Source organism: Flavobacterium sp. (genome assembly GCF_044373165.1).
GTDB lineage: Bacteria > Bacteroidota > Bacteroidia > Flavobacteriales > Flavobacteriaceae > Flavobacterium.
Window position 1 is genome coordinate 25841 of the sequence record NZ_JBILQL010000010.1, and the last position, 17640, is coordinate 43480.

A 17640-nucleotide genomic window follows, 5' to 3' on the forward strand; every position below is an offset into this window, starting at 1 on the left:
AAACTTAAACTTATAAAACCAATTTAAGCGTATCTTTCAATTCACTTAACATCATGGCGGTAGCGCCCCAAACAAAATGTTCGTTTACCTGAAATCCGGGCACTTCAATACTCCCGGCATAAGAAGTCTTCATAATGGTATTGACGATAATAGCATCATTCATAAAATCGGTTAAGGGAAACTCTACCAAACCGGCTACTTCTTCTTCTTGAAGAACAAAATCAAGATCGCTTGTGCTGTAGCCCAGAAAAGGATAAACCATAAAATTACTCGGTGGGATATAAACTTCTGTAAACGGTCGAACTAATGTAACATGCTTAGGATGAACTCCAATTTCTTCGTGAGTTTCACGCAAAGCTGTATGGCTTAAATCGGCATCAGATGCTTCAACTTTTCCTCCCGGAAAGGCTATTTGAGAGGAATGAACACCATTATAACTGGTGCGAAGTATCAAGGCTAAATGAGTTTGACTCGCTTTAGGATAAAAAAGCATCAATACAGCGGCACGTTTGGGTATAACTTTAGTAAAATCGATGGCTTTCAGCAAATCCAATCGGTTAGTCGGAGCCATTTTTGCATGAGCTTGTGTTGCCGGTAGCTCGGCATTTTGTATTTTTGGCGTGTATTTTAAAAACTCTTCGAAGTGCATTTGGACCGGTTTAGAAATATAAAGTTACCTTAAAAAAATAAAGCCTCACACTTTTATCCTCATAAAATGTATAGTAAAGAAGAAGCACAACAAATAAAAAAGCAGTTTTGGACAGCCTTTGCCGAAGCTTATCCTCGCAAATGGTTGTTGTATGATACTAAGATTAAAGACGTTACTTTTAAATTTTACATCGACAACAAAAAAGCTCAAGTGCTTTTAGACATAGAACCGAAAGACGAGGAAAAAAGAAAAATTTACTACGAAAAAATAGAATCGCTCAAAACGATATTACACGAAGACTATCTACCGGAAGCCATTTTAGAACGTAATTTTTACTTGGATAACGGCAAAGTTATCAGTCGGATTTGGATTGAAAAATTAAACGTGAGTTTAAACAACCGCAGCTATTGGCCAGAGATTTTTGAGTTTTTCAGCGAAACGATGACAAAATTTGAATTGTTCTTTTTTGAGTTTGAAGAATACATCAAAGATTTAGAAATGAATACCTAACGAAGAACTATATCGGTAACTACTTCTTTACCCAACTCTTCATTAATCATTTTAATGATTTTTTGTTTGCCATAGCTTAATTCTTCTCTCAAAACAGCAGATGTCAAGGCTACGTATAGAGTCGAACCTTTTAAAAACACTTCTTTGGTATAACTGTTAACACCATTCCCCATCAACGATTTCCACGCTTGCTGCACATCAATCTTGTCCATGCCGGCTTGGAGTTTATTGGTTTCGATAAAAGCTTTTAAAACATCGCCTATCGAACTTTCGTTACTGAGTCGTTTGGCCATTACTTTAAAGAAAAAGGTTTAAATTTTTTATAAGTATAGATAATATTTTGCTTGTTTTTTAAAATGAGAGTAGAATCTTCAACGGCAATAATTTCCTCATTCCATTTACCGTAAGCGGTTTTACACTCTAAAAAAAAGGCCTCATCAAGTTGAATCACCTTGAGGCTTTCTTTGATACCGTTGGTTTTAAATGTTCCGTCAAATTGTGGCATCACCTTTTGGCGAAAACCGGCATTGTCTTTTACTTCAAAAAAATCGATGGTTTCATTGACTTTATACTCTTTGGTTTCGCCGTTACCAAGCTCGACTTGTTTGATCTCCCAATACCCGTTAAGTTTGGTTAAATCTTCTTTCTTTACTGCCGTTTGACAAGAAAACAACAACAAAGCAATCGCTAGAACAAGACTGTATTTCATGATTGAAATGAATTATAAAGAACCACAAATTTACTTTTTTTGAGCGCAAAAAGTAATGAAAATCAAAATTAATATTATCAACATTAAACTATTTTATACATTTATAGTCCTACGAAAAATTAACTATTATGAAAAACTTTTGCCTCCTCGTACTTTGCTCATTATTAACTTACAGCTGTAGCTCTGATTCTGCTGAAAACCAACCGATAACCGAAACGATGTATTTTCCGCCCAATGATGGTAGTACTACTTGGGAAAGCAAATCGATAGCCGATTTAAATTGGAATCAAAATGCGGTGCAACCATTATTGGATTATTTGGAATTAAAAAACACCAAATCATTCATCATCTTAGTGAATGGTAGAATCGTGATGGAAAACTATTTTAACGGACACTCGGCAACCACTCCATGGTATTGGGCCAGTGCTGGAAAAACCTTAACCACAACTGTAACCAGAATTGCACAAGACGAAGGGTTGCTCAACATCAATAACAAAGTTTCTGATTATTTGGGAACGGGTTGGACCAGCGCCCCATTGGCTAAAGAAAATCTAATTACTTGTAAAAACTTATTGTGCATGAATTCCGGGTTAAATGATGCTTTAGGTGATGATGTTTCTCCGGCCAATTTACAATATGTAGCCGATGCCGGAACCCGATGGGCTTATCACAACGTGTATGTGAAATTGCAAGATGTAGTAGCCCAAGCCAGTGGGCAAAGCTGGACCAATTACTTCAACACCAAACTAAGAGACCGTATCGGAATGACCGGTGGTGCTTGGATTAACAGCAACGGGTTAAGCGTTTATTGGAGCACTACCCGAAATATGGCACGTTTTGGATTGTTGTCGTTAAATCAAGGAAAATGGAACGGTACCACTATAGTAAACAGCACTTATTTTAATCAAGCCACTACCACTTCACAAACTTTAAACCAAGCATATGGTTATTTGTGGTGGTTAAACGGAAAATCTACCTATCGTTTGCCTGGACTTCAGTTACAATTTAACGGCACTTTGGTTCCAAATGCTCCAAGTGATATGTATGCGGCTTTGGGTAAAAACGATCAAAAAATCTACGTGGTGCCAAGCAAAAAAATGGTCATAATCCGTATGGGAGAAGTGGCCAATCCGGAGAATCCGACTTTTGCATTATCAGGTTTTGACAATGAGTTGTGGGATAAAATAAATGATTTATACCAATAGTTTATTTACGATTAATAAGTCGCATCACGCCATATACAAAAAGCACAAAGGCTAGCAAACGCAATCCCATAAAGATATTGGGCAAAGGCTTTTCAATGAAATAACTTAAGACAACTATTAAAACGCTGATTCCAATAAGTTTTATTGGAGATGATTCTGTGAAAAAAGATAGCAATTTATTCATAATTCTTACTTAAAAAACGAATCTACGAATTCATATTTATTAAAAACCTGTAAATCTTCAATACCTTCACCAACGCCTATATATTTTACAGGGATTTGGAATTGATCTGAAATGCCTATTACTACACCACCTTTGGCAGTACCGTCTAACTTGGTTACTGCTAAACAAGATACTTCGGTAGCAGCGGTGAACTGTTTGGCTTGTTCAAAAGCATTTTGCCCGGTTGAACCGTCTAATACCAATAAAACATCGTGAGGCGCATCTTCTACTACTTTTTGCATTACACGCTTTACTTTGGTCAACTCGTTCATCAAATTGACTTTATTGTGCAAACGACCGGCTGTATCAATAATCACAATATCGGCGTTTTGGGTGACAGCACTTTGCAAAGTATCAAAAGCCACTGAGGCCGGATCACTACCCATTTGTTGTTTGACTAATGGTACGCCTACTCTGTCTGCCCAAATTTGCAACTGATCTATCGCTGCGGCACGGAAAGTATCGGCTGCGCCTAAAACCACTTTATAACCGGCTTTTTTGAATTGATAGGCTAACTTACCAATAGTGGTGGTTTTTCCAACTCCATTTACACCGACTACCATTAATACATAAGGTTTCTTGTTGGCCGGAATGGTAAATTCAGTTTCTTCACCCGATTGGGTTTCCGAAAGTAAAGCGGCTATTTCTTCGCGAAGGATTTTATTGAGTTCCTCGGTTCCCATGTATTTGTCTTGCGCTACGCGGGCTTCAATTCTTTCGATGATTTTTAAAGTAGTGTTCACGCCTACATCTGAGGAAACCAAGACTTCTTCTAAATTGTCGAGAACCTCATCATCTACTTTAGACTTTCCGGCTACTGCTTTAGTTAATTTGGAAAAAAAGGAAGTTTTAGTTTGCTCCAGACCTTTATCTAAAGTCTCTTTTTTTTCGGAGGAAAATATTCTTTTGAAAAAACTCATTGTATCGGATTGTAAATTCGAATTTGTTAGACACCCGAGTCTCGCATACAAACGAAACCAATTGGTGGAGCAAATATAAAAATAAAAAAGCTACTTCCGAATGAAAGTAGCTTTGATGTATAGAGTTTGAAAAATTATTTCTTGTTTAAGAAACTATCTACATCTTCAGGAGACATGATTGACTCTTGGAAAGTGTAAGCACCAGTTTTTGGTGATCTAACCATTTTAATAGCTTTGGTTAATCTTTTAGATGCGGTTTGTAACGTTGCAACGGTTTTCTTTGCCATGACTTATAATGTTTTATTTGAAATTTCTACCAAGTAAAAACCTCTAAATTATTTAATTTCTTTATGAACAGTCATTCTCTTCAAGATTGGATTAAATTTTTTAATCTCTAATCTGTCCGGAGTATTCTTTTTGTTTTTCTTGGTGATGTAACGAGAAGTCCCAGGAAGACCTGTTGCTTTGTGCTCAGTACACTCTAAAATTACTTGGATTCTATTACCTTTCTTTGCCATCTTACTTTATTTTTAAGGATTTCAGATTATTTAATAAATCCGTTAGCTTTTGCATTTTTCAATACTGCAGCCAATCCGTTTTTGTTGATTGTTTTAATTGTAGACGCAGCTACTCTTAACGTAATCCATCTGTCTTCTTCAGCAAGATAGAAACGTTTTTTAACTAAGTTAACAGAAAATTTTCTCTTAGTTTTGTTCATAGCGTGAGAAACGTTATTTCCTACCATCGCTTTTTTACCTGTAAGGTCACAAACTCTTGACATTATGCTTTTCTTTTATCGTTATTCAAAATCAGGGTGCAAACTTACAGAAAATAAATCATTGTAGCAAAAAAAATACTGCAGATTTTTTTCTTTTTTTTCTTTCGCATTTCAAACACCCTAACGAACCGTCCTATTTGATTAATAATCAGCAATAAAAAGCTTTTAGTGAGTGCTTTTTAAAATTTCTTGCTGTAATAACTCCAAGGCTTTGTTTGCCGTTCTATCGATGACTTTTTCTCGGGGTTGACCAAAATTAAATTCGGAAACTACAACTTCATTCGGAGTAGCTATAGCAATAAAAACAACCCCTACAGCCGCACTTCCGGGTTCCGAAGTCGGACCGGCATTTCCGGTAGTAGCAATAGCATAATCGGTTTGGAGCAATCGCTTGACATTTGACGCCATAGCCACAGCTACAGCAGCACTGACAACGTCGTTTTTTTCAATAAGTTCGGAATCGATATCGAGTAAACTTACCTTGGTTGCTTTGGAATAGGAAACCACACTGCCTTTGAAATAAGCAGAAGCTCCGGCAACTGAAGTTATCATTTGCGCTATTTTACCACCGGTACAACTTTCGGCAGTGGCCAAACTTTTCCCATGAGCCGCCAGCAATTTTCCAACCACTACTTCTATCGTTTCCTCTTCATCAAAACCAACAATGATATCACCGATGATTTTCGATAAGGAGTCGACATTTTCTTTTACGGCGTTTTCTAAAACATCTTTATTTTCCCCTCTGGCGGTGAGTCGCAATCGCACCCTACCCGGCGCCGGGAGATAGGCCAACTTGATAAAAGAAGGCAAGTTGTTTTCCCATGTTTCAATGCGTTCTGCCACCATACTTTCGCCTTGACCGTAAGTCAGTATGGTTTTATGAATGATGTAAGGTCGTTTGTATTCTTTAACCAATTTCGGCACAATCTCAAAGTCTACTAAGTACTTCATTTCATAAGGTACTCCGGGTAAAGAAATAAAAACGGTATTGTCTTTTTTCATCCACATGCCCGGTGCTGTTCCCATTTTATTGAAAAGCACTTCGCCTTTAGAAGGTACCAAGGCTTGTTCTTTGTTTAACTGATTGATAGGGCGTTTATAAAAACCTTCGATGATTTCGGTAACGTGTGCTAAAACCGCTTGGTCTTCTACCAAAACATCGTCAAAATAATCGCAGAAAGTTTTTTTGGTGATATCGTCTTTGGTTGGTCCGAGTCCACCGGTGATAATGACCAAATCGACTTGATTTTGAAGTTTTTTAAAAGTTTCTAAAATGTGCTTTTTATCATCGGATATAGAGAGCATTTCGTGGGTTTGAATGCCAATTCTGTCTAAAGCTTTGGCAATATAACCCGAGTTAGTGTCTACAATTTGTCCGATTAAAATCTCGTCACCAATGGTGACTATGGTTGCTTTCATTTTAGGTACTGAGTTACTGAGATACTAAGGCGCTAAGGTTTTGAGGTAACTTGTATACAGAGTTGCCAAGTAAAAAACGGAAAACTGACTAGCCCCGGTTGGAGTGTAAATCCTCGAAGAGATTGAAACGGAAAACGGGAATTGCCATTCCTGATAATTCCCAAACGTTTCGCTCCCAATTTTTAAATCTCGAAATCCTTTTTGATTTCTTTTACAGCCTTTTCCACTTGGCTTTTGACACTTTCGAAGGTATCGATAATTTCTTTGCGTTTGCCTTCTCTTTTGGTCCAGGCCTCTACTTCTAAAATTTCCTGATGGGCAACTGTCATGCCTAATAAATCTAATGAAGGCTTGATTTTGTGCGCATAAGAATAAGCCAATTTATGGTCTTTTTCTTTGACACCTTGTTCCACAAATTTTAAGTCTTCGGGAACTTCGGTAACGAAAAGTGTGATGATTTGCATTACGAATTCAGGATCGTTGTCTGAAAGCGCATATACTTTTGCTAGGTTGTAGTTAATTGCCATTATTTAATTTGTAATCTTAGTACTTTTTTGTTTTCTATGAATCCTTCCAAAACGTCGTTAGGCGACACTTTGGCAACGCCTTCCGGAGTTCCCGTAAAGATAACATCTCCTTTTTTGAGGGTAAAAAACTGAGAAACGTAAGCAATAATTTCATCAATTTTCCACAACATCTGGGCGGTATTTCCTTTTTGAACGGTTTGTCCGTTATTGGTTAATTCAAATGTAATATTTTCTGTGGAACTAAATTCATTTTTCGGGAGAAAGTCACCAATAATCGCTGAACCGTCAAAAGCTTTGGCTTTTTCCCAAGGCAAGCCTTTTTCTTTTAATTTGCTTTGTAAATCACGAGCGGTAAAATCGATACCCAATCCTATTTCGTCATAGTACTTGTGGGCAAATTTCGGATCGATGTATTTGCCTAATTTGTTAATCTTAACAATCACTTCGATTTCATGGTGAATGTCTGCACTAAACTCAGGAATTACAAACGGTGCTTTATCCGGCAAAACTGCCGAATCCGGTTTTAAAAAAATAACAGGTTCGTCCGGGCGCTCATTTTGGAGTTCCGCTATGTGATTGGCGTAATTTCTTCCGATGCAGATGATTTTCATGTGGCTAGTAATTGGTAATTGGCAATTAGTAATTAGTGAAAAACTGCTAATCACTAATTACTAGTCACTAATCACTTAATTTTTAGTGTTTAACTTTCTCAATTTAATTCCGGTTAATACTTTTTTGGTGTATAACGGAAATTCGGCGTTTTGTATCCAACCGAAATAGCCCGGTTCTTTATCAAATACATCGTCTACCAGACTGCCTTTGTGTTTTCCGAACGTGAAAATTTCTTGTCCTTTATCATTCAAAGCAATAAAACCGGCAAAATCAACCGATTTTTTGCGCGTGGTAAATTCCGACAAAGCTTTCATATCGTTTTCCAAATCGGTATAGCGATCCAATTGCGCTTTTAAGATTTCGTAAGTAGCCATCGTATCGGCTTCGGCACTGTGGGCGTTTTCCAGACTTTGATTGCAATAAAACTTGTAAGCAGCGCTCAAGGTTCTTTCTTCTTTTTTGTGGAAAATCGTTTGCACGTCTACTGAAACTCGGTTTTTCATATCGAAATCGACTTCCGCGCGCAATAATTCTTCGGCCAAAAGGGGAATGTCAAAACGATCGGAGTTGAATCCGGCCAAATCCGAGTCTTTAATCATTTGATGTACTTGTCCCGAAAGTTCTTTAAACGTAGGTTCATGGGCTACTTTTTCGTTAGAAATACCATGAACTGCTGTGGCTTGTGGCGGAATGGGAATGGTAGGATTCACCAACCAAGTTTTGCTTTCTTTATTGCCGTTAGGATAAACTTTAAATATTGAGATTTCGACGATTCTGTCTTTGGCTACGTCAATACCGGTGGTTTCTAAATCGAAGAAGCAAATCGGTCGGGTGAGTTTTAATTCCATTCTTATTGTTTGAGCGGACAAAGATAAAATATTGCCATTACCGTTGGTCGATATCTTAATAAAGATTTATGATTTGTGAATAATTTTTTCGAGGGTGAAACCCATTGGAATTTTGGCGAACTGTTTACTTTGGTAATTCGAATTTGTTCATTAAAAAATCCATTTTCCGATGCCAATCTTCTAAAAACTGATTCGGCGCTTTGATGGTAATTTCAAATTCTCCGGAATTGTTTTGGTCAAGTGTTATTTTTTGAACCTTGAGCGGCTGATCGTCTTCTAATAAAAAAATCACTGTTACTTCTAAAGCTTGTGCCAAACGCTGCAAATAGTCGTGTTTAATGCTTTTACCTTGTTCCCAATTGCCGATGGTAACCTGACTAACTCCAACCCGGTAAGCCAGTTCTTCTTGAGACCATCTTTTTTGCTCTCTAAGGCGGCGGATTTTAGTTCCTGTAGTCATAATCAGGTTAATTTTTAGATGAGTTCAAAACAACAATTATACACTAACAACGTGACTTTTAAAACTTTATTATGTGAATTATCGTGTTATTTTATTGCGAACCGATGTCTTTATAAGAAAACTAATCATTATTCTACTAAAATTTATAAGACTTCTTTTTGAAAGAATGCAAACAAGATTGCAACTTTAACTCCCGAAACTTTAAAAAAAAACAAAGGCGAAAACACTACGTAATCTCAAAACCTTACCTTATGAATTCCATTGTAAAACGTAGTCTGTCTTTCCGAAATCAATCGGTTATGACCATTTTGTTGATTCCGTTGCTAACAACAGCACAATCCGATCTAACCGCCATCGTGAAAGGCGGAGAAATTTTAGTTGGCGGTTTAATTACGCTGCTATCGTCTTCTAAAACCAATCCCAACACCACAACAGTTGAAAGTGTTTGCATCAAGAATAAGCTGAATGATAAAATCACTTTAATTATTACCAAACAAACAGCAGAAGGAGAAGAAATTCAAAAAGAACTGGTCATTCAAAAAGACAGCAAAGAGTGCTTTTATGATTTACCAAAAGGCGTTTACAGCTATGAAATTTTATTGTCTGATAACGAAATTTTTAAAAAAGGAGAATATCGATTTAAAGAAAAGACGGTTATCATCATCAAAGATGAAAACAATGATGAAAACAAAGAAATCGCAAGAGAAACAAAAAGAGACAGCTTAAAACCCATCCAAACAAAAACCCCAACCGGATAGTTGGGGTTTTCTATTTTTAATATTCTCTATTCACATCAAAAGCTTCTAAATATTCGGCTACGCGTTTAACAAAGCTGCCACCAAGCGCGCCATCTACAACCCTGTGGTCATAACTGTGCGACAAGAACATCTTTTGACGGATACCGATAAAATCGCCTTCGGGAGTTTCGATTACCGCAGGTACTTTTCTAATGGCGCCCAACGCTAAGATGCCTACTTGCGGTTGGTTGATGATTGGCGTTCCGAAAACCGATCCAAAAGTTCCGACATTGGTTACCGTATAAGTACCGCCTTGCGTATCGTCTGGTTTTAGTTTACCGGCTTTGGCGCGATTGCCTAAATCGTTTACGGCTTTGGCCATGCCTACTAAGTTTAATTGATCAGCATTTTTGATCACCGGAACAATAAGATTACCGTTGGGTAACGCTGCCGCCATTCCAAGGTTGATATTTTTACGTTTGATAATAAAATCACCGTCTACGGATATGTTCATGCCCGGGAAATCTTTCAAGGCTTTCGCTACGGCTTCCATAAAAATTGGTGTAAAGGTCAACTTCTCGCCTTCTCTCTTCTCAAAAGCATTTTTAACGCGGTCTCTCCATTTTACAATGTTGGTCACATCAACTTCAATAAACGATTGTACGTGCGCCGAAGTTTGTACCGAAGCTACCATATAACCCGAAATCAACTTGCGCATTCTGTCCATTTCCACAATCTCGTCGCCGCCATTTACTGAAACAGGAACGGCTTGCGTTATCGGTTGTCGGTTGTCGGTTGTCGGTTGCGCTACCGGTTGTTGAACCACTGCCGGTTGGCTTCCTCTGTTTTTAATATAACTTAAAATATCTTCTTTGGTCACACGGCCGTCTTTTCCGGAACCGGCTATGTTCTCTAATTCTGTAATTGAAATACCTTCCGCAGTAGCTATATTTTTTACCAATGGAGAAAAGAATTTATCCGATGATTTAAAATCAGCCGGAGCAGCGGTAGCTACAGCCACTTCAACAGTATTTGCGACCTCAGCAACCGGAGCAGCAACGGTTTCCGCTACCGGAGCAGCCGCAACTGAACCGCCTTCAGTTTCAATAATGGCTATGGTTTGCCCAACTTTTACCACATCATTGACCTGAAATAAAACCTCAGCCAAAACACCCGAAACTTCACTCGGCACTTCGCTGTCGACTTTATCGGTCGCGATTTCCAAAACCGCTTCATCAGCGCTGATAGCATCGCCAACATTTTTTAACCAATTGGTAATCGTTGCTTCTGCAACACTTTCACCCATTTTGGGTAATTTCAATTCGAACTTTGCCATATTGATAATCTAAAGTTGTATTTTGTTGTTTCGATTGCAAAATTAATAAAAGAAATCAGGATTTAACTGTAATTCTATATTTTTTGTTGCAAATCAATTTGTTTGTTTCTACTAAAATCTGCAATCTGTTTGCTGCATTCTTAAATCTTTATCACTTCACCTCTATCGTTACTGTTGTTGCTTCCGATGATGAAATCACTTGCTACCGGTAACAATTTAAAAGTAAACGACTTGTTTTTGTTTTCTTCCAAAAAGGCAATGGATTTTTTAAAACCTAAATAATTGGTATCTAAAATGACCTCTGTATTCTTAGCCTTCGAAATCGTTTGCGAAATTACTATTTTCCCGTTTTCTAATGGTATTCTTTCGACACTTTTTTGCAGTTTGTGAGCTAATTTTTCTTTTAACGCTTCATTATCAGAAACTAAAAGATAGTTTTCAGGATTGACTTTGGGTTGTGCTTTTCCTTGAAAAACTTTGACTAATGAAAAAAATACAATACCTATTTTCATGAAAAATGAAAAGAAAAAAGACACTTTAAAATGTTTTTTATAAAAGAAATTCATGGCTTCTTGAAACCTTTTCATGTAAGTTCCGTCACGAACTGTACTTTCGCCTTTGTAATGGATTACCGTTGTTTCATGGAAATAATAGTTGGTTTTCCCTTTTTGCAAAGCCATATAACTTAAGTCAATATCATCCGAATACATAAAACAGTTTTCATCAAAACCTCCTAAATCATTATATAATTCTCGCTTCATAATCATAAAAGCGCCGACTAAAATATCGACTTCACCACTTTGATTATCGCTCAAATGCTGGGCATAATATTGGTTGAATAACCTTGTCTTTGGAAAGATTTTATACCATCCGAAAATCTTGGTAAAAGCTACCCAAGGCGTTGGAACACCACGCTTGCTCTCGGGTAAAAAGTTTCCGGCACCATCGATGAGTTTGCAACCTATTATTCCGAGTTGGGAGTTAGGTGTTGGGTGTTGGGAGTTTAAAATTTTTTCAAAAGTATCTTCAGCTACAACCGTGTCAGGATTTAAGATACAAAGATATTCTCCTTTGGCTTGCTTTACTGCGATGTTGTTGCCTTTAGGAAAGCCTAGATTTGCTTTATTTTCGATGAGTTTAATGTGAGGAAAACGCTGTTTCATCAACGCGCAACTGTCGTCAGACGAATGATTGTCAACGACTATAATTTCGGCCTCCAAGTTTTGAATGGCTTTTTCCACACTCAAAACACACTGCTCCAAAAAGTAGCGCACATTATAATTCAGAATGATGACCGATAGTTGCATTGGACAAATATAATTTGAAAATTTGGAAATTTGAAGATTTGAAAATGATGGTTAACTTAAAGATTTTGATTGCTGTTTAAATAGCTTACTTTTGCTCACTGTAATTTTCAAATTACCTCATTTTCAAATTTTCAAATTAAATGAATTACCTTTCAGTAGAAAATATATCAAAGTCCTTTGGCGAAAGAACCTTATTTAAAGACATTTCTTTTGGCATCAATAAAGACCAAAAAATCGCATTTATTGCCAAAAATGGTTCGGGTAAAACCCAGATTATGCGTATGATCAATGGCGATGACGAACCCGATACCGGTCAGATTATCATTAGAAAAGGAATCAAAATGGCATTTCTTTCGCAAAACAATAACCTACAAGACGAACTGACCATTGAAGAAAGCATCTTCGCCTCCGACAATGAAATTCTGCACGTGATTGAACGTTACGAAAAAGCCCTAGAAAATCCGGAAGACGAGGAGAAATACCAATTGGCTTTCGATGAAATGGACCGCCACAACGCTTGGGATTTCGAAACACAATTCAAACAAATTTTGTCGAAATTAAAGTTAGACGATTTAAAACTAAAAGTGAAATCGCTTTCCGGTGGACAAAAAAAACGTTTGTCCTTGGCAATTATTTTGATTAACCGACCGGATTTGTTGATTTTAGATGAACCAACTAACCACTTGGATTTGGAGATGATTGAATGGTTGGAAAGTTACTTCGCCAAAGAAAACATCACGTTGTTTATGGTAACACACGACCGCTTCTTTTTGGAACGCGTTTGTAACGAAATCATCGAGTTGGACAACGGCAAACTCTACTCCTACAAAGGCAATTATTCATATTACTTGCAAAAGAAAGAAGAGCGAATCGCCATGGAAAACTCCACGATTGACAAAGCTCAAAATCTTTTCACCAAAGAATTGGCTTGGATGCGTCGCCAACCCAAAGCGCGAACCACCAAATCCAAATCGCGCCAAGATGACTTCTACAAGATTAAAGCTGTAGCCGAAAGCCGAAGAAAAGAAAATGTGGTCGAGCTCGAAATCAACATGGAACGCATGGGCAGCAAGATTATCGAGTTGCACAAGCTCTATAAAAAGTTCAAGGATAAAGTTATTTTAGACAATTTTACTTATGACTTCCAACGCGGCGAACGCATTGGAATTATTGGAAAAAACGGTACCGGAAAATCGACTTTCCTCAATATCCTTACCAAAACCATGGTACCCGATGCCGGAAAAGTGGTGATTGGCGATACAATTAAAGTAGGTTATTACACCCAAAGTGGCATCAACCCAAAACCGGGACAAAAAGTAATCGACATCATCAAAGAATATGGCGAATACATTCCGCTAACCAAAGGCAAAATCATTTCGGCTTCACAATTGTTAGAGCGCTTTTTATTTGATGCCAAAAAACAATACGACTTTGTGGAAAAGTTAAGTGGTGGCGAATTGAAACGATTGTATTTGTGTACGGTTTTGATTCAGAACCCAAACTTCTTGATTCTCGATGAGCCTACGAATGACTTAGATATAGTAACGTTAAACGTTTTGGAAAGTTTCTTGTTGGATTATCCCGGATGTTTATTGGTGGTTTCCCACGACCGCTATTTTATGGATAAAATTGTAGACCATTTATTTATATTTAGAGGCGAAGGACAAATTGAAGATTTCCCCGGTAATTACTCCGATTTCAGAGCTTACGAAGATTCGGCGGAACCCAAAACATTGTCAAACGTTTCTACCGAGAAAGTCAATTGGAAACAAAACAATCCAACGACTTCGGGCTTGAATTTCAACGAACAAAAGGAATTCAACAAAATCGAACGCGAAATCAAAGACTTGGAATACGAGAAAAAACAAATCGAAAACCAATTCGCCGAAGGCAAAGTAGCTGATGCTGACATCACCAAAAAAGCCCAGGAATTAGAAGTGATTATCAAAAAACTAGAAGCTAAAGAAGAGCGTTGGTTTGAGTTAAGTTCAAAAATGGAATAAAGAGCTGTCAGCTTTTAGCCATCAGCAAAAAAAGCTAACTGCTAAAAGCTAACTGCTAAAAGCTATATAAATGCTTCAACAAATAAAATCATACCTAAACTTCCTCTACCACTCCAAAAAACAACACGGAGTGCATTCGCCGTTTGTATTTGATTTGGTGACGAAATGTTTTTATGATAAGAAACAATATGCCGAATATTCGATTTTAAAGAAGTATAGACAATCTCTTTTAGAAAACAAAAACACTATCGAAGTAACTGATTTTGGCGCTGGTTCAAGGGTTTTTAAAAGCAACATTCGAGCTATAAACCAAATCGCTCAAACCGCCGGAATTTCACCCAAACGAGCCGAATTACTGTTCAGAATCACCAATTACTTCCAACCCAAAAACATCTTGGAAATCGGAGCTTCATTAGGTTTAGCGACATCCGCCTTATCATTAGGAAACCCGAAAGCTAAAATCATCACTTTAGAAGGTTGTGAAAACACTTTGGCTGTAGCTCAAAAACAATTTGAAACCTTTGAATTGAATAACATCTATACGGTAGCAACAGAATTTAATTGCTTTTTAAAAAACCAACAACCGACAACCGACAACCGACAACTCATTTACTTTGACGGCAACCATTCTAAAGCAGCAACGCTATCCTATTTCGAATTGTTACTACCAACCATCACCAATGAAACCATATGGATTTTCGACGATATTCATTGGTCGAAAGACATGGAAAAAGCATGGGAAGTCATCAAAAATCACCCAAAAGTATCCGTCACTATTGACACTTTTCAATGGGGATTGGTGTTCTTCAGAGCCGAGCAGGAAAAAGAGCATTTCGTGATTCGTGCCTAAAAAAAATGATGACCATTGCTGATCACCATTTCTCGAATTAACAAACCAATTCAAAATAATTATTCTTTTGCTTCTTCATTTTCTCTTGCTTTTGCTCCAATTCTGTTGACCTTAAACATAGGCGCAAATTTAAATTTGATAGCAGCTATTTTGGTGTTGTCTTCAGAAGTCAGACCTTCTTTTTCAACCGTGTTTTTTCTGCTGTCTAAAGCTTCATAAATCAATTTTACTTCATCGTAATCTTCTCGGGTAAAATTCTCTTTATTGGCTTTGTAAGCCTCAAAGAAAGTTTGGTATGCTTCTAAAATATTGTCTTTATTCACCCAACTGAAATTCATGTCTTCTCCCAATTTACCGGCGCCAAAGAAAGTATCCCTAAGCGCTTGATTCGGATTGACTTTTACGGGAACTTTTACCGCTTCAACCGAAGTTCTGATCACAAAATACCTTGCATCAATAGAATCCAATCTTGATTGATTGCGAAGTTTCACATCTTCTCCCAAGGAAGCAATTGCCTCTTTGGACGCGGCAGATCTTTGGTTATAATCTGCAGCAATTTGATCCCAATTGGCTTCAACCTCTTGTGCATTTACATTTTCAAGCGAATCAATATAGCTTTCCAAAGAAGCAATTTTATCGACGGCTGCAGTTTCAACTTCGTTGTTTTTACAAGAAACCAAACTCACTAATGCAGTAAAAAATACTCCATATCTAATTATTCTGTTTTTCATCATTTTAAGTTTTTAATGTTGGTGTAAAATTACCCACTGTCAACGGCTACTCTATTACACAATTATCTGCAATTGTTGCATAATTCATTGATTTAAAATTATCGCTCACTTTGTAACATTATCGTTATATTTACTACTTATTTCAAAATTCAATTCTCAGTAAACAATGGCTAATCCCTTAATCAAGATCAAAGACCTTAAACGCGATTTCCAATTAGGAAGCGAAACCATCTACGTTTTAAAAGGTATCGATTTACAAATCAACAAAGGCGAATACGTGGCCTTGATGGGACCATCGGGTTCCGGAAAATCAACTTTGATGAACCTTTTGGGTTGTTTGGATACGCCTACATCGGGAACTTACATTTTGAACGGTAAAGATGTCAGCCAGATGCACGATGATGATTTGGCTGAAATACGCAACAAAGAAATCGGATTCGTATTCCAAACCTTCAATCTTTTACCCAGAACAACAGCGCTAGACAACGTGGCTTTGCCTATGATTTACGCCGGTTATTCAAAATCAGAAAGAAACGAACGCGCTACAGAAGTGCTGACACAAGTTAATTTAGCCGACAGAATGGACCACCAACCCAACCAACTCTCCGGTGGACAACGCCAGCGTGTTGCGATTGCCAGAGCTTTGGTCAACAAACCTTCCATCATTTTGGCCGATGAGCCAACAGGGAATCTAGACAGTAAAACCTCCGTAGAAATCATGCACTTGTTTAACGACATCCACAAAAATGGCAATACGGTCATTTTGGTTACTCACGAAGAAGACATCGCCCAATATGCCCACAGAATCATTCGTCTGCGTGACGGCATCATCGAAAGCGATACCCAAAACGTCAATCATTTATAATAAATTTTGGAGCGAAACGCTTGGGATTTATCTGTATTCCCTATTCCTGCTTTCCGTCTCGTCCCAAAAGACAAGACTGCAATCAGGGCTAGTTGGTAATCTATTGGCAAGCTTGTCAACTTTAAAACTTCAGTGCCTTAGCACCTTTAAAAAAAACTCAGTACCTTAGCACCTTAGTACCTTAGCACCTTTAAAGAATGAAAGTCTACACCAAAACCGGCGACACCGGTACCACTGCTCTTTTTGGCGGTACACGCGTCCCAAAACACCATATCCGTATTGAAAGTTACGGCACCGTTGACGAACTCAACTCTCACATCGGTTTAATCCGTGACCAAGACATCAATGTTTTGTATAAAAATGTTTTGATTGAAGTCCAGGACCGCTTGTTTACCGTTGGCGCCATTTTGGCCACACCACCGGAAAAAGAAACCCTGAAAAACGGTCAACCCCGATTAAACATCAACCGCATTTCAGAAGAAGACATCGCTTTTCTGGAAAACGAAATCGACTTAATGGACACCGCTTTGCCACCTATGACACATTTTGTCTTGCCGGGCGGACATACAACCGTGTCATATTGTCACATTGCCCGCTGTGTTTGCCGTAGAGCAGAGCGTTTGTCTGTACATTTACACGAGTTAGAACCGACCGACGAACAAGTAATTAAGTACTTAAACCGACTTTCTGACTACCTTTTTGTCTTGGCACGGAAGTTGTCCTTTGACCTGCAAGCCGAGGAAGTAAAATGGATTCCGAGGAAGTAGTACGCAGTATTCAGTAAACAGTACTCAGCGGTTCAATTGTACACAAATTGACCACTAAAAACTAACCACTGATTACTGAAACAAGACGTTCTTACACTTACTTAAAAATAAATCAAAAAAAACTTGACTTTTTCAGTATAAAATTTATTTTTGCATAAACTAAAATCGACAGAAGATGTATTGG

General features: G+C 37.8%; 22 protein-coding genes. 7 read left to right on the forward strand and 15 right to left on the reverse strand.

Features of this window, described 5'->3' with window-relative positions; genetic code table 11:
- Nucleotides 1–10: 10 nt before the first annotated feature.
- Nucleotides 11–649, reverse strand: a complete 639-nt coding sequence (locus tag ACIQ32_RS02865) for an NUDIX hydrolase (protein ID WP_396194166.1) — start codon at nt 647–649, stop codon at nt 11–13.
- Between the two features lie 66 nt (nt 650–715).
- Between ACIQ32_RS02865 and ACIQ32_RS02870 the strand changes: the two genes are divergently transcribed.
- Nucleotides 716–1159 (forward strand): DUF4268 domain-containing protein, encoded by a 444-nt coding sequence (locus ACIQ32_RS02870; RefSeq protein WP_396194167.1) that lies wholly within the window; start codon nt 716–718, stop codon nt 1157–1159.
- Here ACIQ32_RS02870 and ACIQ32_RS02875 read toward each other — a convergent pair.
- Both ACIQ32_RS02875 and ACIQ32_RS02880 read right to left on the reverse strand, forming a co-directional pair.
- Complete coding sequence (locus tag ACIQ32_RS02875; RefSeq protein ID WP_396194168.1) at nt 1156–1452, reverse strand: DUF721 domain-containing protein; 297 nt, start codon at nt 1450–1452, stop codon at nt 1156–1158. The two genes, ACIQ32_RS02870 and ACIQ32_RS02875, sit on opposite strands and share 4 nt — an antisense overlap.
- Complete coding sequence (locus ACIQ32_RS02880) at nt 1452–1868, reverse strand: hypothetical protein (RefSeq protein WP_396194169.1); 417 nt, start codon at nt 1866–1868, stop codon at nt 1452–1454. The genes ACIQ32_RS02875 and ACIQ32_RS02880 overlap by 1 nt, the downstream gene beginning before the upstream one ends.
- A 128-nt stretch (nt 1869–1996) precedes the next feature.
- Here ACIQ32_RS02880 and ACIQ32_RS02885 point away from each other — a divergent pair, with 128 nt between their 5' ends.
- On the forward strand, nt 1997–3073 hold the full coding sequence (locus tag ACIQ32_RS02885; RefSeq protein ID WP_396194171.1) for a serine hydrolase domain-containing protein: 1077 nt from the start codon (nt 1997–1999) through the stop codon (nt 3071–3073).
- Nucleotides 3074–3262: 189 nt separating this feature from the next.
- Here the strand turns inward: ACIQ32_RS02885 and ftsY are convergent, their stop codons facing one another.
- The 9 genes from ftsY to ACIQ32_RS02930 form a co-directional block, all read right to left on the reverse strand.
- Nucleotides 3263–4216, reverse strand: a complete 954-nt coding sequence (gene ftsY / locus ACIQ32_RS02890; RefSeq protein ID WP_396194172.1) for a signal recognition particle-docking protein FtsY — start codon at nt 4214–4216, stop codon at nt 3263–3265.
- Between the two features lie 134 nt (nt 4217–4350).
- Nucleotides 4351–4503 carry a DUF4295 domain-containing protein gene (locus ACIQ32_RS02895; RefSeq protein ID WP_396194173.1) on the reverse strand — a complete coding sequence of 51 codons (153 nt, stop codon included), beginning with the start codon at nt 4501–4503 and terminating at the stop codon, nt 4351–4353.
- A gap of 48 nt (nt 4504–4551) precedes the next feature.
- Nucleotides 4552–4734, reverse strand: coding sequence for a 50S ribosomal protein L33 (gene rpmG, locus ACIQ32_RS02900; RefSeq protein WP_112112007.1), 183 nt, complete (start codon nt 4732–4734; stop codon nt 4552–4554).
- A gap of 26 nt (nt 4735–4760) precedes the next feature.
- A complete protein-coding gene (gene rpmB / locus ACIQ32_RS02905; RefSeq protein WP_396194174.1) occupies nt 4761–4997 on the reverse strand; it encodes a 50S ribosomal protein L28 in 237 nt (78 codons plus the stop codon).
- A 162-nt stretch (nt 4998–5159) separates the two neighbouring features.
- The gene (locus ACIQ32_RS02910; RefSeq protein WP_396194175.1) at nt 5160–6413 is read right to left on the reverse strand and encodes a CinA family nicotinamide mononucleotide deamidase-related protein; all 1254 of its coding nucleotides are present in this window, start codon (nt 6411–6413) and stop codon (nt 5160–5162) included.
- Between the two features lie 182 nt (nt 6414–6595).
- Complete coding sequence (locus ACIQ32_RS02915) at nt 6596–6940, reverse strand: Hpt domain-containing protein (RefSeq protein WP_396194176.1); 345 nt, start codon at nt 6938–6940, stop codon at nt 6596–6598.
- Entirely contained in the window at nt 6940–7551 is a 612-nt protein-coding gene (locus ACIQ32_RS02920; RefSeq protein WP_396194177.1) for a fumarylacetoacetate hydrolase family protein, read from the reverse strand. Before ACIQ32_RS02920 ends, ACIQ32_RS02915 begins: the two co-directional genes overlap by 1 nt.
- A gap of 75 nt (nt 7552–7626) precedes the next feature.
- The gene (locus tag ACIQ32_RS02925; protein WP_396194178.1) at nt 7627–8400 is read right to left on the reverse strand and encodes an exonuclease domain-containing protein; all 774 of its coding nucleotides are present in this window, start codon (nt 8398–8400) and stop codon (nt 7627–7629) included.
- Nucleotides 8401–8524: 124 nt separating this feature from the next.
- Nucleotides 8525–8860, reverse strand: a complete 336-nt coding sequence (locus ACIQ32_RS02930; RefSeq protein WP_396194179.1) for a helix-turn-helix domain-containing protein — start codon at nt 8858–8860, stop codon at nt 8525–8527.
- A gap of 251 nt (nt 8861–9111) precedes the next feature.
- Between ACIQ32_RS02930 and ACIQ32_RS02935 the strand changes: the two genes are divergently transcribed.
- Nucleotides 9112–9618, forward strand: coding sequence for a hypothetical protein (locus tag ACIQ32_RS02935; protein ID WP_396194180.1), 507 nt, complete (start codon nt 9112–9114; stop codon nt 9616–9618).
- A 16-nt stretch (nt 9619–9634) separates the two neighbouring features.
- Here the strand turns inward: ACIQ32_RS02935 and ACIQ32_RS02940 are convergent, their stop codons facing one another.
- Together ACIQ32_RS02940 and ACIQ32_RS02945 are read right to left on the reverse strand one after the other, a co-directional pair.
- A complete protein-coding gene (locus ACIQ32_RS02940; protein WP_396194181.1) occupies nt 9635–10933 on the reverse strand; it encodes a dihydrolipoamide acetyltransferase family protein in 1299 nt (432 codons plus the stop codon).
- Between the two features lie 140 nt (nt 10934–11073).
- A complete protein-coding gene (locus tag ACIQ32_RS02945) occupies nt 11074–12240 on the reverse strand; it encodes a glycosyltransferase family 2 protein (RefSeq protein WP_396194182.1) in 1167 nt (388 codons plus the stop codon).
- Nucleotides 12241–12380: 140 nt separating this feature from the next.
- On the opposite strand from ACIQ32_RS02945, the gene ACIQ32_RS02950 reads away from it, so the two are divergent.
- Both ACIQ32_RS02950 and ACIQ32_RS02955 read left to right on the forward strand, forming a co-directional pair.
- Complete coding sequence (locus ACIQ32_RS02950) at nt 12381–14243, forward strand: ABC-F family ATP-binding cassette domain-containing protein (protein WP_396194183.1); 1863 nt, start codon at nt 12381–12383, stop codon at nt 14241–14243.
- Nucleotides 14244–14313: 70 nt separating this feature from the next.
- Entirely contained in the window at nt 14314–15093 is a 780-nt protein-coding gene (locus tag ACIQ32_RS02955) for an O-methyltransferase (RefSeq protein WP_396194184.1), read from the forward strand.
- Between the two features lie 59 nt (nt 15094–15152).
- On the opposite strand, the gene ACIQ32_RS02960 is transcribed toward ACIQ32_RS02955, so the two are convergent.
- Nucleotides 15153–15824, reverse strand: a complete 672-nt coding sequence (locus tag ACIQ32_RS02960; protein WP_396194185.1) for a hypothetical protein — start codon at nt 15822–15824, stop codon at nt 15153–15155.
- Nucleotides 15825–15990: 166 nt separating this feature from the next.
- On the opposite strand from ACIQ32_RS02960, the gene ACIQ32_RS02965 reads away from it, so the two are divergent.
- Together ACIQ32_RS02965 and ACIQ32_RS02970 are read left to right on the forward strand one after the other, a co-directional pair.
- Nucleotides 15991–16689: an ABC transporter ATP-binding protein gene (locus ACIQ32_RS02965; protein ID WP_396194186.1), complete on the forward strand. Its 699-nt coding sequence runs from the start codon at nt 15991–15993 to the stop codon at nt 16687–16689.
- A 197-nt stretch (nt 16690–16886) separates the two neighbouring features.
- On the forward strand, nt 16887–17456 hold the full coding sequence (locus ACIQ32_RS02970; protein ID WP_396194187.1) for a cob(I)yrinic acid a,c-diamide adenosyltransferase: 570 nt from the start codon (nt 16887–16889) through the stop codon (nt 17454–17456).
- Nucleotides 17457–17640 lie beyond the last annotated feature (184 nt).